The sequence below is a fragment of the Mycobacterium sp. 1081908.1 genome (assembly GCF_001673535.1).
GTDB lineage: Bacteria > Actinomycetota > Actinomycetes > Mycobacteriales > Mycobacteriaceae > Mycobacterium.
The window spans coordinates 1-18,942 of the sequence record NZ_LZLY01000018.1 but is presented as its reverse complement, the minus strand read 5'-3'; the positions used below and the strand labels follow the sequence as shown (position 1 = coordinate 18,942).

Sequence of the window (18,942 nt, the reverse complement as noted above, 5' to 3'; positions counted from 1 at the left end):
GGATACCGGCGGGGAACCGGAACCGTTGCAACGCCTCTCGACCAGAAAAGTCTACGTCGTCATGCGATCGACGTCTGGACGCCCAACTCGTCGCCGCGATCGACAGCTCGCGGGCCTGCCGGCGGCGTGATAGTTACCAAGGTTAACCAGTTTGCGGCCGGCCGTATTTCGGAGTCACGCCCCACAAGGATAGTCGTCCTATGCAAACGCCCCGGTCGTGCCGGATCCCCGCCCGATGTCGGCGAGCGATCGCGCCGGCCGCCTGACAGAGGCCGTACGCTGATTCTGTGAACCCGGCCGAAGGCAGCCCGCTGCCCGAATTGCACAACACCATCGTTGTGGCGGCGTTCGAGGGCTGGAACGACGCCGGCGACGCGGCCAGCGATGCGCTCGAGCACCTGGATGCCATCTGGGAGGCCGACCCGATCGTCGAGATCGATGACGAGGCGTACTACGACTACCAGGTGAATCGCCCGGTCATCCGGCAAATCGACGGGGTGACCCGCGAGCTGGTGTGGCCGGCGATGCGGATCACCCACTGCCGTCCCCCGGGCAGCGACCGCGACGTCGTGCTGATGCACGGCGTGGAGCCCAACATGCGCTGGCGGACGTTCTGCGCCGAGTTGCTGGCCATCGCCGACAAGCTCAACGTCGACACCGTCGTCATCCTCGGCGCCCTGCTCGCCGACACGCCGCACACCCGCCCGGTCCCGGTGTCCGGTGCGGCCTACTCCCCCGAATCGGCGAAACGCTTCGGCCTCGAGGAAACCCGCTACGAGGGTCCGACCGGCATCGCCGGGGTGTTCCAGGACGCCTGCGTGGCCGCCGGGATCCCCGCCGTGACGTTCTGGGCCGCAGTGCCGCACTACGTGTCCAACCCGCCGAACCCGAAGGCGACGGTGGCGCTGCTGCGCCGCGTCGAGGACGTGTTGGACATCGAGGTCCCGCTGGGCGACCTGCCGGCGCAGGCCGAGGAGTGGGAGCAGGCGATCACCGAGATGGCCGCCGACGACGAGGACCTGGCCGAATACGTGTCGTCGCTGGAGCAGCGCGGCGACGCCGAGGTCGACATGAACGAGGCGCTGGGCAAGATCGACGGCGACGCGCTGGCCGCCGAGTTCGAGCGTTATCTGCGCCGGCGCCGTAAATAGCTACTCGGGGACCGAATCGCGCGTCTCGCGCAGCGACTCGACGTTGAACGCGGACAGGGAGCGGCCGAGCGCGGCGGCCTCCGCGTCCATCCGGGGCAACAGCGCGTCGGTGATGCCGCGGATGGGGAATTCGCCGACCGGGCTGGACAGCACCGGCTTGAGCCAGCGCATCAGGCCGACCCACTGGGGGCTGAAGATCCGGCGCTGGCGGCCCTCGATGCCCTTGACGAGGGCGTTCGCGCACTCGTCGACGGTGGTGGTCTTGTTGAGCGGCCACGGCAGCTTCGCGATCATCTCGCCGAAAGCGGGGATGTCGGCCCTGGTGTCGCGGACCAGGGCGGTGTCGATCCAGGACATGTGCGCCGAGCCGACGCTCACGCCGAGGTTGGCGACCTCTAGCCGCAGCGCGTTGGCAAGAATCTCGTTGCCGGCCTTGGAGGCGTTGTACGGCGCCAGGCCCGGGGCGGCGGCGTATGCGGCCAGCGACGAGACCATCAGCACGTAGCCGCGGCGGTCGATCACCGCCGGCAGCGTGGCGCGCACGGTGTGGAAGACGCCGAGCAGGTTGACGTCCAGCACCCGTTTGAACGCCTCGGGGTCGACGTGCAGGACGGATCCGTAGCTGGCGATGCCGGCGTTCGCCACGACGACGTCGATGCCGCCGAAGCGCTCGACGGCCTTGTCGGCCGCGGTCTGCATGGCGGGCAGGTCGCGCACGTCGGCGACGGCGGTGAGCACGCGCTCCTCGCCGAGTTCGGCGGCGAGCGCCGCCAGTTCGGCCTTGTCGAGATCGGTCAGCACCAGCCTGGCGCCCTTGTTGCGCAGCCGGCGGGCGACCTCGGCCCCGATGCCGCGGGCGCCGCCGGTGATGAAGACGACTTTGCCGTGCAGCGACGTCATGGGCGAAAACGTACCCCGTTTACAGCTGCACTCCCAGCAGCGCATCGACGGCGGTCGTCACCAACGATGGCGAGCCGGCGTCGTGGCCGCCGTACTCGAGCGCGTCGGTCGCCCAACCATCCAGCGCGGCAAGGGCTTTCGGCGTGTCAAGGTCGTCGGCGAGGTACCGGCGCACCCGCGCGATGACGTCACCGGCGTCCGGGGCGGCGGGCAGCGCGGTCGCGGCGCGCCAACGCCGCAGCCGCTCGGTCGCCTCGTCGAGCACCTGCGGGCTCCAAGACCGGTCCGCGCGGTAGTGCCCGGCCAGCAGGCCCAGCCGGATAGCCGCCGGCTCGACGCCTTGCGCGCGCAGCTCCGACACCAGCACCAGGTTGCCCCGGCTCTTGGACATCTTGTGCCCGTCCCAGCCGATCATGCCGGCGTGCACGTAGTGGCGGGCGAAACGCCGTTCCCCGCGCACGCATTCGGCGTGGGCGGCGGTGAATTCGTGATGCGGGAAGATCAGGTCGCTGCCGCCGCCCTGGATGTCCAGGCCGCTGCCGATGCGGCTGAGCGCGATCGCGGCGCACTCGACGTGCCAGCCGGGCCGGCCGTCCCCGAACGGCGAGGGCCAGCTGGGCTCGCCGGGCCGCGCCGCCCGCCACAGCAGGGCGTCCAGCTCGTCGGTCTTGCCGGGGCGGGCGGGGTCGCCGCCACGCTCGGCGAACAGCGCCAGCATGGTGTCGCGGTCATAGCCGGACTCGTAACCGAACTGCGGGGTGGCGTCGGCCCGGTAGTAGACGTCGGGGTATTCGCCGTCGAGCACGTACGCCGCGCCGGACGCCAGCATCTTCTCGACGAGTTCGACCACCTCGGCGATCGCCTCCGTCGCCCCGACGTACTCCCGCGGCGGCAGGATCCGCAGCGCCGTCATGTCCTCGCGAAACAGGGCGACCTCCCGGTCGCCCAGCTCGCGCCAGCCGATCCCGTCGCGCTCGGCGCGCTCCAGCAGGGGGTCGTCGATGTCGGTGACGTTCTGCACGTAATGCACGTCGTGGCCGAGGTCCAGCCACTGCCGGTACACCAGGTCGAACGCCAGGTAGGTGGCCGCGTGACCCAGGTGCGTCGCGTCGTACGGGGTGATCCCGCAGACGTACATGGTGGCCTTGGACCCGGCCGCCACCGGCCGCACCTGCCGGTCGGAGGTGTCGTACAGCCGCAGCTCCGGGCCGCGCCCGGGCACCACCGGGACCTGTGCGGAAGACCACGTCTGCATAACGTCGACTCTAAACGCGCACGCGATCAGTGAAATTCCTGCCGGATGGCGCCCAGCAGGATCGGCGCCAGCTCGGCGCGGCACATGACGAAGTCGGGCAGGTACGGGTCGAGCTGGTTGTAGCGCAGCGGCGAGCCGTCGAGCCGCGACGCGTGCATGCCCGCGGCCATCAGCACCCCGGCCGGGGCCGCCGAGTCCCACTCCCACTGGCCCCCGGCGTGCACGTAGGCGTCGACGTCGCCGTCGATGACGGCCATCGCCTTGGCGCCCGCCGATCCGATCGCCACAGGCTGAATGTGCAGTGTCTGGCGGATGCGGTAGAGCACCGCGGGTGGCCGGGTGGCGCTGACCGCGATACGGATGGTCGCGGGGACGCCGGTGCGCGCGGCGCCGTCGGTCACGGTGTCGCTGCGGTACACGGTGTTCCCGCGGGCGGGCAGCGAGACCGCCGCATCGGTGATCTCCCGCTGCCCGTCGGAGGGGCGCTGCCACAGCGCGATGTGGACCGCCCAGTCGTCGCGGCCCGGCGTGGAGAACTCGCGGGTGCCGTCCAGCGGGTCGATGATCCACACCCGGTCGTGGTCGACCCGGGAAAGGTCGTCGTAGGCCTCCTCGCTGAGCACCGCGTCGCCGGGCCGCTCGGCCCGCAGCCGGCGCAGGATCAGCGCGTTCGCCAGGCTGTCCCCCGCGTCGCCGAGCGCCCAGGGATGGCCGAAACCGATCTCGTCGCGCACCTTGAGCAGCAGCTCTCCCGCGTCCGCGGCGAGATCGGCGGCCAAGGCGGCGTCCGTCAGACCATCCGGGGCGGGGTTCACCGCATCAGTATCGCCGACTCAACGCGGACGTCCGCCACCTAGCGGAGCCCAAGCCGGGCACTTGACGCGAGAATCGCGCCCAATGCGGGAGATAAGCCCACCCTCGCGGCGAGAGGGAGGCCGCAAAACGCTTCCGCCGCAACAGGAACGCGATATCCGGCCACCGCCCTGACGAATCATCCTGTTATTACAAGATGATTGTTGCCTGACTCTGGGTCCCGGCTTGTGCGCCCGCCCGCACCGACCGGTCGACGCCTGCCGATACGGGAACACTCGATCTCACACGATTCGCCTCGGATTGTGATTATGCTCCGCTCGCCAGCCGTCTAAGGCTGACCGATTGCTGTCGAAGCGGATGGGTCAGACGGGAGAACAGATGTCTTTTGTGGTGGCTTCGCCGGAGGCGTTCGTGTCCGCGGCAGGCGATTTGGCCCGCATCGGTTCGTCGATCCAGATGGCCACCAGTGCCGCCGCGGGTCCAACTATCGGGTTGTTGGCGCCGGCGGCCGACGAAGTGTCAACGGCAATGGCGAAGCTGTTTGGCGGGTATGCCCAAAGCTATCAAGCGCTCACGGCCGAGGCCTCCGCGCTTCACGATCGGTTCGTCCAGGCCCTGACCGGGAGTGGCGCGTCTTATGCGAGCACCGAGGCCGCCAGTGCCCAACAGAATGTACTGGACGCGCTGAATGCGCCGTTCCAGGCCGTACTGGGGCGTCCGCTGATCGGTAACGGCGCTGATGGGGTGGCGGGCACCGGGCAAGATGGCGGTGCCGGCGGACTGCTCTACGGCAACGGCGGCAACGGCGCCTCGGGCGGCGCCGGCCACCCCAACGGTGGTAACGGCGGCGCCGCCGGACTGATCGGCAGCGGCGGTGCCGGCGGCGCGGGCCTGCCCGGGGTCGGCCCCGGCAACGGGGGCAACGGCGGTAATGGCGGCACCGGCGGATTGCTCTACGGCAATGGTGGCCGGGGCGGCCTCGGCGGCACCGGGCTGATCGGCGGCACCGGCGGAACTGGCGGCGCTGCATGGCTATACGGCGCCGGCGGCGCTGGAGGCGACGGCGGCGCCGGCCCCGTTACCAACGGGTCGGGCGGCCACGGGGGCTCGGGCGGCCTGATCGGTGACGGCGGCGCCGGCGGTAACGCCGGCGCGGGGATTGGTGGTGGCGGCTTCGGCGGTGCCGGCGGCCGCACCGAGCTCGTCGGCAATGGCGGTAGCGGCGGCAGCGGTTCGGGCACCCTGGCCGGCGGGGCCGGCGGCGGAGGCGGCCTGTTGTCCGGCAACGGTGGAGCCGGCGGCACCGGCGGCGCCAACGGCGGGGTGGGTGGCGCTGGCGGCAGCGCCAGCCTGTTCGGCAGCGGGGGAGCCGGCGGAAACGGCGGCGGCGGGGTGGGCAACCTGGGCGGAGCCGGTGGCAACGGCGGCACCGCCGGACTGCTGTACGGCCACGGTGGCGCGGGCGGCAACGGTGCGAATGGCTCAACTGTTCTGAGCGGGGCCGGTGGGAATGGCGGCGCCGGCGGCAACAGTGGCCTGCTCGGCCTAGGCGGGGTGGGCGGCGCCGGCGGCGACGGCGTCCTCGGCGGGTCCGGAGGCAACGGCGGCGCGGGCGGCCGCCTCATTGGCGTCGGTGCGTCGGGAGGCCAGGGCGGCACCGGCCTCCAAACCAACGGGAGCGGGGGCTACGGTGGCGCCGCCGGGCTGATCGGCAACGGCGGCGGCGGAGGCGCCGCCGGGGCGGGCGCCGGCACCGGTAACGCAGGCGGTGGCGGCGGTGACGCCCAGCTGATCGGCAGTGGCGGGAACGGAGGAAATGGCTCCAACGGCGTCACCGGGGGCCCCGGCGGCCTGGGCGGACTACTGTTCGGCATGGCCGGGACGGCTGGGATCCCGTAGCCCTAGAACGCCGGCCACGGAATCGGGCGGTGCCGGTTGGGCCCGGGCATGACCGGGTTGTCCAGCAGCGCGAGCGCACGCCCGCGCAGCGCCGCGATTTCGGCGCGCGTGATGTGCTCGGCCAGCTCGGCGCCGAACGAGCCGGCGAGGGACTCGGCGAGCCCACCGATCGCCTCGCACGTGTTGTCGTCGATCGGCTTGCCCGCCCAGCCCCACAACACCGTGCGCAACTTGTTCTCCACGTGCAAGGACACCCCGTGGTCGACGCCGTAGATGTGCCCCTCGAGGTCGCGCAGGACGTGGCCGCCCTTGCGGTCGGCGTTGTTGATCAGGACATCGAACACCGCCATCCGCCACAACCGAATGTCGTCGGCATGGACCAGGATGACCTCGTCGCCGGCGTAGTCGTAGGCCCGCAGCACCGGCAGGTAGCCCGGCTGCAGCTTGTTGGCGGGAAACAGGTCGACCAGGTCCGGGCCGGGCGGCGGGTCGGAGTCGGCCGCGTCGCCGGCCTGCTCCACCCACAGCTGCAGCATGCCCGGGCCCGCCGGCCCGTGCCGAATGATGGTGTAGGGCACGATGTTCCAGCCCAATTGTGTCGCGATCCGGTACGCGGCGACTTCGCGGCCGGCCAGGGTTCCGTCCGGAAAATCCCACAGCGGCGCCTCGCCGGAGACCGGCTTGTAGACGCAGTGCACGGTCGCCTCGCCGAGCGTCGACTCGCACAAGAAGGTGGCGTTGCTGGCCGAGCGGATGCGTCCGAGGACCGTCAGCTCCCCGTCCCGCAGCACCGCACGCTCGTCGCTATTCCTCGGGTTCATCGTCGGGCCCGAGCAGCGCGCTGCGCTTGTAACCGTTGGTGCGCGCGCAGATGTGGCCCTCGGGGTCCAACGGTTCGTCGCACAGCGGGCACGGCGGACGGCCGGCCGAGATGACGCGGTTGGAGCGGGTGGCGAACTGGCGCGCCGACTCCGGCGTCAAGAACACCCGCACCGCGTCGGGACCCTCGTCGGTGTCGTCGAGCACGACCGAGGCGTCGAACTCGGCGTCGGTGACGGCCAGCAACTCGACCACCACCGTCTGCGCCTCCGAATCCCAGCCGAGGCCCATGGTCCCGACCCGGAACTCCGCGTCGACGGGTGTGATCAACGGGTTGAGGTCGTCGATCTCGGCGGGCTCGGGCGGGACCGGGGTGCCGAACCTGCGGTTCACCTCCAGCAGCAGCGCGCCGATCCGCTCCGCGAGGACCGCGACCTGTTGCTTCTCCAGAACCACCGACACCACCCGCGAATCGCCCACGGCCTGTATGTAAAACGTGCGATTTCCGGGCTGGCCGACGGTCCCGGCCACGAAGCGGTCGGGCGTGCGGAAGACGTGAATTGCGCGGGCCATGGCACCTCCAAAATACCGGCTGTTGCCGTCGCCGTGCGATTCGATTGCCCCGCCCCAGGGAAACTAATCTGTCGACCCGCCGACCACCGCGTCGCTCGTCGGCACCGCTTCGGCCGGCCCGGTTTGCGATCCCCCCTTCGACTCACCGTGAGCCTCATCACCCTTGGAGTCGTCTTTGGGGGGCGGCCCCGCCCGCAGCGCGGCGGACAGCCCGGCGCCGGTGTGGTTGACGTGCAACACGAACGGCCGCAGCGGGGTGTAGCGGATCACGGTCACCGACCCGGGGTCGGCGGTGATGCGCTGGAAGCCGTCCAGGTGCATGCCGTACGCGTCGGCGACGACGGCCTTGATGACGTCGCCGTGGGTGCAGGCCACCCAGAGCGCGTCGCCGCCGGGTTCACCGCCATCTGTTCCGGCATGCTCCATGGCCAGCCGCCGGTCGTGCCCGCGGATGGCGGCGACCGCGCGGGCCTGCACCTGCGCCAGGCCCTCGCCGCCGGGGAACACCGCCGCGCTGGGATGCGCCTGGACCACCCGCCACAGCGGCTCTTTCGTCAACTCGCCGATTTTGCGGCCCGTCCAGTCGCCGTAGTCCACCTCGGCGAGCTCCTCGTCGATCAACGGCTCGAGGCACAGCGCTTCGGCCAGCGGCTCGACGGTGCGCCGGCAGCGCAGCAGCGGCGAGGTGACCACCGCGCGGATCGGCAGGGCGCCGATCCGGTCGATCAGGCCGGCGGCCTGCTCGCGGCCCTTGTCGTCGAGGTCGACGCCCTCCGAGCGGCCGGCGAGGACGCCAGCGGTGTTCGAGGTGGAGCGGCCGTGCCTAAGCAGGATGACGGTCACGACGACGACCGTACTCGGTAGGGGCGCGGAAGGATCGCTAGCGCGAGACCGGCACCGCGTGCGCGATCGAGTCGCGTACCGCGGCGGCCAGGCTGCGCTCGTCGGTGAGGTCGATGTCGACCAGGCCGCGGATCGCGCGCGCGACCACGTCCTCAGCCTGCGGAACGGGACCCGCAAGGCGTGGACGGTAAATTTCGACGACGAGCGATCGGTGCTCGATGTGGAAGGAGAAACTGCGCCCATCACCGAGTTGCCCGTACCCACTGGCAAAGATTCCGGTCGAGATGTCCTCGACAGCAAACTCTTTGTCCGAGATATGCCGGTCAACGATGACGGTCATGACGCGACCATACCTCTCCAGTCCGACCCGATGCAGGCAACATGGCCATATTGGATGCGAAACCGTTCCCTAAAATTTGACTTTCACGTTGGTGACGCGAGGGAAAATAATTGCTGCGACGAGATAGGGGCTGGGCTCAACACCCCTTTGCTGCCCTGTCAGCTTTGCTGGCGTTGATCACGCTCTGCGCGGGTTGCGCCAGCAATCCGCTCACAAGCGCGCCGCCGACGATCGAACCGGCCCAGGCCGCCGCCTCCCCGCCGGTGTCTCAGAGCCCGGCCGGAGCGGTGCGGCCGCTGCCCGGCCCCGCAGTGGCGGCAATCTTCGACGGCGCCACCCGTCAGCTGGCCGTGTTGGCTCCCGGCGCCGACCCGGAGGCGCCCGCCACCCTCACCGAATTCGGTGATCCGCAGGCCCCGCCGCGGGTGGTTGACCTGCCGGGCCCGGCGACCGCGTTGACCGGCGACGGGCACGGCACGGCGTACCTGGCCACCCGGGGCGGCTACATCACGGTCGACCTGTCCGCTGCTCAGGCAACCCGGGTGCCCGTCGCCAACTCCCAGCAGATCGACTTCACCGCGGTCACCCAGCGCGCCGACGGCACGCTGGTGCTGGGCAGCGCCGACGGCGCCGTCTACACCTTCGCCTCCCGGACACCGGCCTCGGTCAAGAGCGCCACCATCAGCAGCCGGAAGAAGATCTTCGCCCGCGTGGATGCCCTGGTGTCGCAAGGGAATACGATGGTGGTGCTGGATCGCGGGCAGACCTCGGTGACGACGATCGGCGCCGACGGTCGCGTCGAGCAGGCCCTGCGCGCCGGCGAGGGCGCCACCACCCTGGCCGCCGATCCGCTGGGCCGCGTCCTGGTCGCCGACACCCGCGGCGGCCAGCTGCTGGTGTACGGCGTCGACCCGCTGATCCTCCGGCAGGCCTACCCGGTGCGGCAGTCCCCCTACGGCCTGGCCGGTTCCCGCGAGCTGGCCTGGGTGTCCCTCACCGCGTCGAACGTCGTCATTGGTTACGATCTGTCAACCGGAATTCCCGTCGAAAGGGTGCGATACCCAACCGTGCAACAACCCAACTCGCTGGCTTTTGACGAAGCGTCGGGCACCTTGTACGTGGTGTCGGGGACGGGTGCGGGCGTCCAGATCATCGAGCACGCGCGGGGTGCGCCGTGACGCGGCCCGCGCCCCGGTGGAGCCGGCTGCCCGCGGGCTGGGAAGCGGAGATGTCCGACGAATACGAATGGATTCCGCTGCGCCTGCCGCCCGAGGTGACGCGGGTCAGCGCGTCCATCCGGCTGTCCATCGAGGCCGAATATCGCGGCTGGGAGCTCACCCGCGTGCGGCTCTACACCGACGGCAGCCGACGAGTGTTGTTGCGCCGCAAGAAATCTCGTCTGGACAGCCGGCGGCCCGACCAGCCGGAATTGTGATGTACCGGCTTATCCGCCGGCTGTTGTTCCTGTTCCCGCCCGAGCGCATTCACACGCTGGTGTTCGCGCTGCTGCGCGGCGCCACCGTCCTGCCCGTCACGCGGCGGTTGCTGCACCGCCGGCTCGGCCCGACCGATCCGGTGCTGGCCAGCACCGTATTCGGGGTGCGTTTCCCGGGCCCGCTGGGGCTGGCCGCCGGGTTCGACAAGGACGGCAAGGGGCTGCTCACCTGGGGCGCGTTGGGTTTCGGGTATGCCGAGGTGGGCACCGTCACGGCGCAACCCCAGCCCGGCAATCCCGGCCCGCGCCTGTTCCGGCTGCCCGCCGACCGGGCCCTGCTGAACCGGATGGGGTTCAACAACCGCGGCGCCGGCGCGCTGGCGATCCGCCTGACCCACCGCCGGCCCGGCGTGCCGGTCGGCGTCAACATCGGCAAGACCAAGGCGGTCCCGGCCGCCGACGCCATCGGCGACTATCGGGCGAGCGCCCGGCTGGTCGCGCCGCTCGCGTCGTACCTGGTGGTCAACGTCAGCTCGCCGAACACGCCGGGGCTGCGTGACCTGCAGGCGGTGGAGTCGCTGCGGCCCATCCTGCAGGGCGTCCTGCTGGAGGCCTCGACGACGTCGACACCGGTGCTGGTCAAGATCGCACCCGATCTTTCCGATTCCGACGTCGACGACATCGCCGACCTGGCTGTCGAGCTCGGCCTGGCCGGCATCGTCGCCACCAACACCACGGTCTCGCGGGACGGCCTGAGCACCGCGGGGGTGAAAACCCTTGGAGAGGGCGGCATCTCGGGGCCGCCGGTGGCGCGCAGGGCGGTCGAGGTGCTGCGCCGGCTCTACGGCCGGGTGGGTGACCGCCTGGTGCTCATCAGCGTGGGCGGCATCGAGACCGCCGACGATGCGTGGGAACGGATCACCGCGGGCGCGTCGCTGCTGCAGGGCTACACCGGCTTCATCTACGGAGGGGGCTTGTGGCCCAAGCACATTCACGACGGCATCGCCCGCCGCTTGCACGAAGGCGGTTTCGCGTCGCTTGGCGAGGCGGTGGGGTCCGCGGCCGTCGACCCGGGCAGGCCGGCGGGCAGCTCAGGCCAGGTCGGCGAGTCCGGGTAGACCACCTTATTGGGCGTGTGTCAATAAAATGGATTGACGGCCTTGCCAATCCGGGGTTGTGCATTTGTAGAACAAGCTGTTAGAAACAAGAAGAATACGTTTAGTACGTCACATTTTGGTCGACATTGTGACTGGTATGACGTAAATCGGGCAATGGGGAGTCTTCGAGGGGAGACGACGATGTCGTTTTTAGTCACTGCGCCGGAGACGGTGGGCGCCGCCGCGGGAGACCTAGCGGGCATCGGTTCGTCATTGCGGGAGGTCACCGCGGCGGCAGCGGGCCAGACGACCGCCATCACCTCCGCCGCCGCGGATGACGTGTCGCTCGCCATCTCGGAGTTGTTCGGCAGTTACGGGCAGCAATTCCAGGCGATGAGCGCCCAGGCGGCGGCATTCCACAACGAGTTTGTCAGCCTGTTGAACGGTGGGGCGGCGGCGTACCTCAGCACCGAGCTCGCCAACGCAGAGCAGGGCATGCTCGGCGGCTTCGCCGCCGGCGGCGCGGCCGCGTCGGACCCGATCCTCGGCGGGCTGCTCGGCTCGGGAGGCCTGCTCGGTTCGGGCGGCCTGCTCGGCCTGGGCGGCTCGAGCGGCGGCGGTGGCTTGCTAGGTGGGCTCGACGGACTGCTCGGCCTGGGCACCGGGGGCGGCGGGCTGCTCGGCGGCCTCGGTAGCGGGTTGAGCCAACTCCTCAGCCCCCTCAACAGCATCGGCAGCGCGTTCGCCAACGGCCTGGGCTCCTTGTTCAATCCGGCGATCCTGAATGCCTTCCCCACCCTGAGCGACTTCTTCGGGCCGATAAATCTCGGCAACCTGACGCCCGGCCTGAGCCTCACCTCGGGGCCCCTCGGCGCCTTGCTGGGGCCGACCCTCAACGGCGTCGGACTCGACCTGGGCAACTTCCTTTCCAACGAGCTCACCAACGGCATAACCCTGCCCAACCTGCTGGGCGTCGGCACCGGGCTCTTCCAGGACGTGCCGCTGCTCCAGGGGCTCCAACCCCTGCTGAATTCGTTGCTGCCAGGTCTGTTTGGGCCAGTGCCCCCCGGCAGCCCAGCGCCCTACCCCAACCCGTACACCGTCCTCTTCCAGAACACCTTCACGAACCTGAACCTGATGGGCGCGCAGTTCGCGACCCATCCGTTCCCGGTCCTGAGTCAGATCATCGCCAACCAGAGTCACTACGCGCAGCTCATCGCGAATGGGATCGCGACCGACCTGCAGGGTTTCCCCGCGAACGTGGCGCCGAACATTCAACTCGCCGCCCAGGGCGTGTCGACCTTCAACCCGGTGGCCATCGGGGAGGACTTCGTCAGCGGTGTGACCGGCTACGGGTGGACGGTCAGCACGTCGCTGCAGCAACTCGGCTCGGGCCTGCAGGGCACATTGCCCGCCGCGCTCCGCGACATGTCGGAGGCCCGGGACGCGGTAGCCGTCGGCAATTACTACGCGGCGGTGCAGGACGCGGCTCACGCGCCGATCGACCTGTTCATCACCGGGTTCGATACCAGCCACTTGGCGACCAACGTCAGCGGTTCCATACCGAACCTCAGCGCCACGATCTCCATCGTGGGCCCGGTCGGGTTGGAGGGCCCGGCGGCAGCCCTACTTCCCATCCTGACCGCCACCGGACAGCAGGTGCAGGGCGTCGCCAGCCTGGTTCCTTCCGGCTCGATCCCCGGGCAGATGCTGCACAACTTCGCCAATGCGGTCGGCGTACTCACCGACGCCGGCGTCTCGGCGAACTTCACGGTGACCCTGGCGGCGTTGCCTCCAGGCGGCACACTGGCCGGCACCGCCATCTTCGGGTTGCCATTGCAGCTGGGCTTCGCGATATTGGGCCCGCCGTTCGCGATGGCGAACGGGGTCGCGCAGGGCGCGACGGCGTTCGGTGCGGCCGCGCAGGCCGGCAACGTCCTGGGAATGCTGAACGCGGTCGGCGACATGCCGGCCTACGCGATGAATGGCTTCCTCAACGGCCAATTGCTGGTGGATCTGCCGCTGCCGGTGGCCGTGATGGAGCCTGGGGTGGGCCTGATTGTCCTGCCGGCCACAGCGCACGTGCCGTTCGACGGGCTTCTTACTCCGCCGGAACCGCTTTCGGTGACGATTCCGTTGAACCTCCTCGGCATCAGCGTCCCCATCAACCAGACCCTTGGCGGCACGGAATTCGGCGGCCTCTTCCCGACGTTGTTCAACACCATTCCGGAAGCGATCGCCGCGGCAATCACACCTAACGGCTAGCTAGCTCGATCGCTCAGACTGCGGTCAAAAGCCGGGATTTCGAGTGCGTGTGGGCCCCGCATTTGCGAACATGACCGCGTATGCGGAGGCAGCGTAAGTCGAGGGGGAAAGCATGTCCTTCCTAGTCGCCACGCCGGAAACGGTGTCAGCGGCGGCCCAGAGTGTCGCGGGGATCGGCTCCACCCTCGGCGAGGCCACCTCGGCCGCGGCGGGCTTTACCACTAGCGTTGCCGCCGCGGGCGCCGACGACGTGTCGTCCGCAATCTCGGGAGTATTCGGCCTGTACGGTAAGCGATTTCAGGCTTTGATCGCCCAGGCGGCGACGTTTCACAACGAATTCTCGAATCTGTTGAACGGCGGTGCGGCGGCGTACCTCGGCACCGAGATCGCCAACGCGGCCAACGCGATCAGCGCGCCCGCCGCGGCCACGGATCCAATCCTCGGTGGCCTGGGCCAGGTCCTCGGCGGGGGCGGCGGCGGGGTTTTAGGCGGGCTGCTCGGCGGAAACCCCCTGGGCTCGGTCTTCAGCGGGGCAGGCCAGCAAATCGGTTCCTTCTTGACCGCTCAGTGGGACGGGATCGAAGTCAGGCTGCTGCCATCGTTGTTCGCGGCCGGGACGACGGCCTCACAGGCCGGCGGTCCGTGGCAGATGCTCTTCGCCAACACCGGCGCCAACCTGCAAACCATCTTCAACGACTGGATGTCCGACCCGTTCCCCGCCCTGCACCAGGTCATCAGCAACCAGAACGGGTACGCGCATACCGTCGGGACGGTGGTGGCCAGCCAGCTGCAGAACTTCCCCACCACGCTCGGCAACATTCCGGCGAACATCCAGATCGCGATCCAGGGAACATCGACCTTCGCTCCGACGATGCAGTCGTTCATCAACGAGCAGAACAGTTACAACCAGGCGATCGGCGCGGGCCTGCAGAAGGCCGGCGCGGACCTGAAAAAAACCTTCCCGGTCTTCGAGCACGACATCGGAACGGCTGGCCACTCGCTCGTAACGGCTGATTACCACGGCGCGGTCGAGGCCGTCCCACGTGCGTTTCTGGACCTCCTCCTCAGCGGGGTCGACATCAATGTCGTCGGGGTCGACTCCAGCAACCCGTTGCTCCTCAGCGCGCCTTCATACAAGGTGGAGGGCCCGGCGGGAGACCTGCTCCCGTTGGCCTCCATCCCCGCCGCGGAGGAACAGTCCCTCGTCAACCTGATACCGCGGGGCTCCATCCCCGCACAGATGGCGCAGCACTTCGTCAGCGCGCTCAACACGACCACCCTCCCGTTGGGCTTCGCGATCATCGGCCCACCGATCGCCGCACTGGACGGGCTCGCAACGGGCGCCACGGTGTTCGGGGCGGCCGTTCAGACCGGAAACGGAGTGGCGGCGATGGGCGCCCTCGCCGACCTGCCCGCCTACGCCCTGAACGGCTTCCTCAACGGTCATACCGTTATCGACCTGACGATCCCGGTCACCGAGACGATAACTATCGGCGCCATCCCGCCGCTACTCCCGGGGATCACCATCGTCCCCGCCAATACACCGATCGTCATACACATGCCGTTCGATGGGATTCTCACTCCGCCGCAACCGATCTCGGCGACAATGGAGGTCTCCGCGGGTATCGGCCAGCCAGTTCAGGTCGTCACCGTCAGCTTGGGCGGAACGCAATTCGGCGGCCTGATCCCCGAATTGGTGAACTTCATGCCACGTCAGATCGCCGAGGCGATCGCACCGTAGGCGAGCCATCGAACGTTGCGCTTCCGCGGGGCGAACCTTCTGCTCGATATGAGCCGCGCCACCTACGTCATCGCGTCCACCCCATCATCGGGCAGTTCGATGGCCACTGATCGGCTGAGAGGATCCCGCTAGCTTGACGCCGAAATTCCCGGCGGCCTAAAGGTCGGCTAGTTATGCTGGCCCGTCTTCGTCGCCTTCGGCTCCTTCATCGGACCAGAGTTTTTCCGGGTGATGGAAGGTGTTGGTTCGTGGTTGGCCGTGGTCGAGTTGCGGGGGCGGGATCCATTCGGTGGTGCCGTCGTTGCGTTTTCGGGTGATCCAGCCTCCGGGTTCGACCAGGGGGTGATCGGCTCCGCAGGCCAGCGTCAGATTGTCGACGTCGGTGCAGTGGGTGGTCGCCCAGTCCTCGACATGGTGGACTTCACACCGGTAGCCCGGCACATCGCATCCGGGGCGGGTGCAGCCGCGATCCTTGGCGTACAAGACAATTCGCTGACCGGGCGAGGCCAGCCTTTTGGTGTGATACAGCGCCACCGCGTGGCCCTTGTCGAAGATCGCCAAATACTGATGCGCGTGGCGTGCCAGGCGAATCACGTCCGACATCGGCAACACGGTGCCGCCACCGGTCAAGCCTTTGCCGGCGGCGGCCTCGAGGTCCTGCAGGGTGGTCGTCACGATGATCGACGCCGGTAATCCGTTGTGTTGGCCCAGCTTTCCCGATGCCAGCAAGGCGCGTAGGGCGGCGTTGAGCCCGTCGTGGTTGCGCTGGGCCGCGCTGCGGGTATCGCGGCGCTGGGCCTGCTCATCGGGCGGGTCGTCGACGACGGGGGTGTCGTCCTCGGGATTGCACATCCCCGGGGCGGCCGTTTTGGCCAGCACCGCCTCAAGGGTGGCGCGGGCCTCGGGGGTCAGCCAGCCCCGCAAGGCCGACATGCCGTCGATGCCTTGTTTGCCCAGGCTCAGCCCGCGCCGACGCGCGCGTTCCTCATCGGTGTAGCTGCCGTCGGGATTGACGTACTGGGCGATCAGATCGGCCCACAGACCCACCTGCTCCGGGCGATACTCGGCGGCCAGCTTGGCCAGATCGGCCTCGGCCTGTTCGCGCGTGCCGGCGTCCACCCAGCAGGGCAACTCCTCGAGGAATCGGCGAATCACCCGCACATGACCGGCGCCGGCCTGCCCGGCGCGCTGGGCGGCGGCGGTGGCCGCCAACCGCGGCACCAACGGTTCCCCGGTCAGCGCCTGACGCGGCCCCAAGTCGGCGGCCTCGGCCACCCGCCGGCCGGCCTCACCGCGGGTGATGCGCAGCCGATCGGCCAGCACATGAGACAGCCGCCCGCCCAACTCCGCTGGCGTGGCCTGCGCACCCAGCTGATTGATCAACACATGCCCCGCCACCGGCAACCGCCGCGTCTCCTCTTCGAGCCGCGCCAACAACGCCAGCCGCTCCGGCGTCGTCAACGCGTCATAGCGATGCCCCACAATGCGCGAAACCACGGCACGCAGCGCGTCGAAATCCTCGACGATATCCTCGCGCGTACTCGAACTCATGTTCGAAAGACTACGCCGCGCCACCGACAAGAACCGGTGACGCCGGCTAAGTGCCCAGCGAGCTAGTTCTGCTCGTAGGTCCCGTAGATGTAGGCGCGCGCGATCGCGTGCTGGAACAGGTTGAACCCGAGGAAGGCCGGGCTGGCGTCCTCGGGCAGGTCGAGCTTCTCGACGTCCACGGCGTGCACCGCGACGTAGTACCGGTGCGGGCCGTGGCCCGGAGGCGGCGCGGCGCCGACGTAACGACGCATGCCGGCGTCGTTGACCAAAGTCAGTGCGCCGCCGGGCAACTCGCTGCCCTCGCCGGCGTTGTCGGGCAGCTCGGTGACGTTCGCGGGCAGGTTGGCCACCGCCCAGTGCCAGAATCCGGACAGCGTCGGGGCGTCCGGGTCGTAGACGGTGACGGCGAAGCTGCGGGTCTCCTCGGGGAACCCCGACCAGCTCAGCTGCGGGCTGACGTCCTCCCCGCCGGCGCCCATGATCCCGCTGATCTGCGGGGTGGCCAGCGGCTGCCCGTTGGTGATCGAGTCCGAACTCAGGCTGAACGACGGCAGCTTGGGCAGCGCGTCATAGGGGTCCTGCGGCAGGCTCATGGAGCGATCCTCTCGTTCGGTTGTCGTCGCTAGCAGTGTGTCAGGAAGTGTGCCAGCACCTCGGTGCCGAACCTCAGCGCATCGATGGGTACCCGTTCGTCGACGCCGTGGAACAGCGCGGCGAAATCCAGATCCGGCGGCAGCCGCAGCGGGCTGAAGCCGAAACAACGAATGCCCAAGCGCGCGAACGCTTTCGCGTCGGTCCCCCCGGAAAGCATGTAGGGCACCGTCCGGCCGTCCGGGTCGAGCGCCAGGACGGCGGCGTTCATGGCGTCGACCAGCTCGCCGTCGAAGCTGGTCTCGTACGAGGGGTGGTCCCTGATCCATTCGCGGGTCACGTTGGGGCCGAGCAGCTCGTCGACCTCGGCCTCGAACGCCTCCTTGCGGCCGGGCAGGATGCGGCAGTCCACCACCGCCTCCGCCGTCGCCGGGATGACGTTGGCCTTGTACCCGGCCTTGAGCATCGTCGGGTTGGCGGTGTCGTGCAGGACGGCCTTGAGCATGCGGGCCATGGGGCCGAGCTTGTCGATGGTCCCCGCCAGGTCGTCCGACTCGATGTCGAAGGTCAGCCCGGTCTCCTCGCTAACGGCGGCGAGGAATTGCGCGACGGTGTCGGTCACCACGAGCGGAAACTGGTGCCTGCCGAGCCGCGCGACCGCCTCGGCGACGGCCGTGACCGCGTTCTGGTCGTGCACCATCGATCCGTGTCCGGCCGGGCCGTGGGCGCTGAGCCGCATCCACGACATCGCCTTCTCGGCCGTCTCGATGAGGTAGAGCCGGCGCTCTCCTCCGTCGCGGCGCGGCACCGTCAGGGAGAACCCGCCCACTTCGCCGATCGCCTCCGTCACGCCGTCGAACAGCTCCGGCCGATTGTCGACCAACCATTGGGCCCCGTAGTGCCCGCCGTGCTCCTCGTCGGCGACAAACGCGAACACCAGGTCGCGGGGCGGCACGATGCGGTCCCGCTTCAACTGCCGGGCGACCACCAGCATCATGCCGACCATGTCCTTCATGTCGACCGCGCCTCGGCCCCAGACGAAGCCGTCGCGGATCGCGCCAGAGAAGGGGTGCACGGTCCAATCGGCGGGCTCGGCCGGGACCACGTCGAGGTGCCCGTGGATCAGCAGCGCACCGCGCGAGCTGTCCGCGCCCTTAAGGCGGGCGACCACGTTGCCGCGGCCGGGTGCGCCGGACTCGATGTATTGCGGGAGGTAGCCGACCTCTTGCAGCTGCTCGGCGACCCACTGCGCGCACTCGGCCTCGCCGCGAGTGGTCTCGGGTTCGCCGGTGTTGGTGGTGTCGAACCGGATCAGCTTGCTGACAACCTCGACCACGTCATCAAAGCGATTGGACGACAGCTCGGTGCGCTCGGTCACAACCACCTTTCCTACCACTGCCGGCGCCGCCGGGCTCGGGCCGGAACCTTCTGCCGGCGGCGAGCTGGGTTGGGTCCGCGCGGGCCGATCCGATAGCCTTAGCTGCCAACATTCGTTTGGTCTTGTCCGAGTGGCGGAATGGCAGACGCGCTAGCTTGAGGTGCTAGTGCCCTACTAATGGGCGTGGGGGTTCAAGTCCCCCCTCGGACACACCGTGATGTCGCGAGACATCGAGGACAGATGTCTCGCGACATAGTGAACACCTTCAGTTGTTGGCTGGGGGTGTTTTCT

At 69.2% G+C, this 18,942-nt stretch carries 17 protein-coding genes and 1 tRNA gene; 8 read left to right on the top strand and 10 right to left on the bottom strand.

Translation table 11 applies throughout. From position 1 onward, the window contains the following. Window positions 1–287: 287 nt before the first annotated feature. A complete protein-coding gene (locus A5655_RS03030; RefSeq protein ID WP_197508577.1) occupies window positions 288–1,151 on the top strand; it encodes a PAC2 family protein in 864 nt (287 codons plus the stop codon). Here the strand turns inward: A5655_RS03030 and A5655_RS03025 are convergent, their stop codons facing one another. Genes A5655_RS03025 through A5655_RS03015 form a run of 3 tightly spaced genes read right to left on the bottom strand, consistent with a single transcriptional unit; the run spans window position 1,152 to window position 4,121 of the window. Further along, on the bottom strand, window positions 1,152–2,051 hold the full coding sequence (locus A5655_RS03025) for an SDR family oxidoreductase (RefSeq protein ID WP_067005438.1): 900 nt from the start codon (window positions 2,049–2,051) through the stop codon (window positions 1,152–1,154). It lies immediately after the preceding gene. A 19-nt stretch (window positions 2,052–2,070) separates the two neighbouring features. After that, the gene (mshC, locus tag A5655_RS03020; protein ID WP_067005436.1) at window positions 2,071–3,306 is read right to left on the bottom strand and encodes a cysteine--1-D-myo-inosityl 2-amino-2-deoxy-alpha-D-glucopyranoside ligase; all 1,236 of its coding nucleotides are present in this window, start codon (window positions 3,304–3,306) and stop codon (window positions 2,071–2,073) included. A gap of 26 nt (window positions 3,307–3,332) precedes the next feature. Beyond that, the gene (locus A5655_RS03015) at window positions 3,333–4,121 is read right to left on the bottom strand and encodes a 3'(2'),5'-bisphosphate nucleotidase CysQ (RefSeq protein WP_067005435.1); all 789 of its coding nucleotides are present in this window, start codon (window positions 4,119–4,121) and stop codon (window positions 3,333–3,335) included. Between the two features lie 376 nt (window positions 4,122–4,497). Between A5655_RS03015 and A5655_RS03010 the strand changes: the two genes are divergently transcribed. After that, window positions 4,498–6,018 (top strand): PE family protein, encoded by a 1,521-nt coding sequence (locus tag A5655_RS03010; RefSeq protein ID WP_067005433.1) that lies wholly within the window; start codon window positions 4,498–4,500, stop codon window positions 6,016–6,018. Between the two features lie 2 nt (window positions 6,019–6,020). Here A5655_RS03010 and A5655_RS03005 read toward each other — a convergent pair whose 3' ends face one another. From A5655_RS03005 to A5655_RS02990, 4 genes are all read right to left on the bottom strand, one after another. Further along, window positions 6,021–6,839, bottom strand: coding sequence for an SCO1664 family protein (locus A5655_RS03005; protein WP_082978446.1), 819 nt, complete (start codon window positions 6,837–6,839; stop codon window positions 6,021–6,023). Then, the gene (locus A5655_RS03000) at window positions 6,823–7,410 is read right to left on the bottom strand and encodes a DUF3090 domain-containing protein (protein ID WP_067005429.1); all 588 of its coding nucleotides are present in this window, start codon (window positions 7,408–7,410) and stop codon (window positions 6,823–6,825) included. The genes A5655_RS03005 and A5655_RS03000 overlap by 17 nt, the downstream gene beginning before the upstream one ends. A 63-nt stretch (window positions 7,411–7,473) precedes the next feature. Beyond that, on the bottom strand, window positions 7,474–8,253 hold the full coding sequence (locus tag A5655_RS02995; RefSeq protein ID WP_067005427.1) for a histidine phosphatase family protein: 780 nt from the start codon (window positions 8,251–8,253) through the stop codon (window positions 7,474–7,476). 37 nt (window positions 8,254–8,290) lie between these two features. Next, complete coding sequence (locus A5655_RS02990; RefSeq protein WP_067005425.1) at window positions 8,291–8,593, bottom strand: hypothetical protein; 303 nt, start codon at window positions 8,591–8,593, stop codon at window positions 8,291–8,293. 164 nt (window positions 8,594–8,757) lie between these two features. Here A5655_RS02990 and A5655_RS02985 point away from each other — a divergent pair, with 164 nt between their 5' ends. The 5 genes from A5655_RS02985 to A5655_RS02965 all read left to right on the top strand — a co-directional run bounded on the left by A5655_RS02985 (window position 8,758) and on the right by A5655_RS02965 (window position 15,131). Beyond that, on the top strand, window positions 8,758–9,771 hold the full coding sequence (locus tag A5655_RS02985) for a YncE family protein (protein ID WP_197508576.1): 1,014 nt from the start codon (window positions 8,758–8,760) through the stop codon (window positions 9,769–9,771). A 50-nt stretch (window positions 9,772–9,821) separates the two neighbouring features. Next, entirely contained in the window at window positions 9,822–10,028 is a 207-nt protein-coding gene (locus tag A5655_RS02980; RefSeq protein WP_082978448.1) for a DUF5703 family protein, read from the top strand. Then, window positions 10,028–11,146, top strand: coding sequence for a quinone-dependent dihydroorotate dehydrogenase (locus A5655_RS02975; RefSeq protein WP_067005422.1), 1,119 nt, complete (start codon window positions 10,028–10,030; stop codon window positions 11,144–11,146). The genes A5655_RS02980 and A5655_RS02975 overlap by 1 nt, the downstream gene beginning before the upstream one ends. A 180-nt stretch (window positions 11,147–11,326) precedes the next feature. After that, complete coding sequence (locus tag A5655_RS28500; RefSeq protein ID WP_067005420.1) at window positions 11,327–13,390, top strand: PE family protein; 2,064 nt, start codon at window positions 11,327–11,329, stop codon at window positions 13,388–13,390. Window positions 13,391–13,502: 112 nt separating this feature from the next. Then, complete coding sequence (locus tag A5655_RS02965; RefSeq protein ID WP_067005418.1) at window positions 13,503–15,131, top strand: PE family protein; 1,629 nt, start codon at window positions 13,503–13,505, stop codon at window positions 15,129–15,131. Between the two features lie 171 nt (window positions 15,132–15,302). On the opposite strand, the gene A5655_RS02960 is transcribed toward A5655_RS02965, so the two are convergent. The 3 genes from A5655_RS02960 to A5655_RS02950 all read right to left on the bottom strand — a co-directional run bounded on the left by A5655_RS02960 (window position 15,303) and on the right by A5655_RS02950 (window position 18,651). Next, window positions 15,303–16,682, bottom strand: a complete 1,380-nt coding sequence (locus A5655_RS02960) for an HNH endonuclease signature motif containing protein (protein ID WP_067005416.1) — start codon at window positions 16,680–16,682, stop codon at window positions 15,303–15,305. A gap of 62 nt (window positions 16,683–16,744) precedes the next feature. Then, window positions 16,745–17,275, bottom strand: coding sequence for a YbhB/YbcL family Raf kinase inhibitor-like protein (locus A5655_RS02955; RefSeq protein ID WP_067005414.1), 531 nt, complete (start codon window positions 17,273–17,275; stop codon window positions 16,745–16,747). Between the two features lie 29 nt (window positions 17,276–17,304). After that, the gene (locus A5655_RS02950; protein ID WP_082978444.1) at window positions 17,305–18,651 is read right to left on the bottom strand and encodes a M20/M25/M40 family metallo-hydrolase; all 1,347 of its coding nucleotides are present in this window, start codon (window positions 18,649–18,651) and stop codon (window positions 17,305–17,307) included. 124 nt (window positions 18,652–18,775) lie between these two features. On the opposite strand from A5655_RS02950, the gene A5655_RS02945 reads away from it, so the two are divergent. Beyond that, a tRNA-Leu gene (locus A5655_RS02945) sits at window positions 18,776–18,861 on the top strand. Window positions 18,862–18,942 lie beyond the last annotated feature (81 nt).

What these genes read in the sequence shown, in the direction of transcription:
- A5655_RS03025 (WP_067005438.1), bottom strand. Translation starts at nt 2,051, where the DNA reads ATGACGTCGCTGCACGGCAAAGTCGTCTTCATCACCGGCGGCGCCCGC.
- mshC (WP_067005436.1), bottom strand. Translation starts at nt 3,306, where the DNA reads ATGCAGACGTGGTCTTCCGCACAGGTCCCGGTGGTGCCCGGGCGCGGC.
- A5655_RS03010 (WP_067005433.1), top strand. Translation starts at nt 4,498, where the DNA reads ATGTCTTTTGTGGTGGCTTCGCCGGAGGCGTTCGTGTCCGCGGCAGGC.
- A5655_RS03005 (WP_082978446.1), bottom strand. Translation starts at nt 6,839, where the DNA reads ATGAACCCGAGGAATAGCGACGAGCGTGCGGTGCTGCGGGACGGGGAG.
- A5655_RS03000 (WP_067005429.1), bottom strand. Translation starts at nt 7,410, where the DNA reads ATGGCCCGCGCAATTCACGTCTTCCGCACGCCCGACCGCTTCGTGGCC.
- A5655_RS02990 (WP_067005425.1), bottom strand. Translation starts at nt 8,593, where the DNA reads ATGACCGTCATCGTTGACCGGCATATCTCGGACAAAGAGTTTGCTGTC.
- A5655_RS02980 (WP_082978448.1), top strand. Translation starts at nt 9,822, where the DNA reads ATGTCCGACGAATACGAATGGATTCCGCTGCGCCTGCCGCCCGAGGTG.
- A5655_RS02975 (WP_067005422.1), top strand. Translation starts at nt 10,028, where the DNA reads ATGTACCGGCTTATCCGCCGGCTGTTGTTCCTGTTCCCGCCCGAGCGC.
- A5655_RS28500 (WP_067005420.1), top strand. Translation starts at nt 11,327, where the DNA reads ATGTCGTTTTTAGTCACTGCGCCGGAGACGGTGGGCGCCGCCGCGGGA.
- A5655_RS02965 (WP_067005418.1), top strand. Translation starts at nt 13,503, where the DNA reads ATGTCCTTCCTAGTCGCCACGCCGGAAACGGTGTCAGCGGCGGCCCAG.
- A5655_RS02960 (WP_067005416.1), bottom strand. Translation starts at nt 16,682, where the DNA reads ATGAGTTCGAGTACGCGCGAGGATATCGTCGAGGATTTCGACGCGCTG.
- A5655_RS02955 (WP_067005414.1), bottom strand. Translation starts at nt 17,275, where the DNA reads ATGAGCCTGCCGCAGGACCCCTATGACGCGCTGCCCAAGCTGCCGTCG.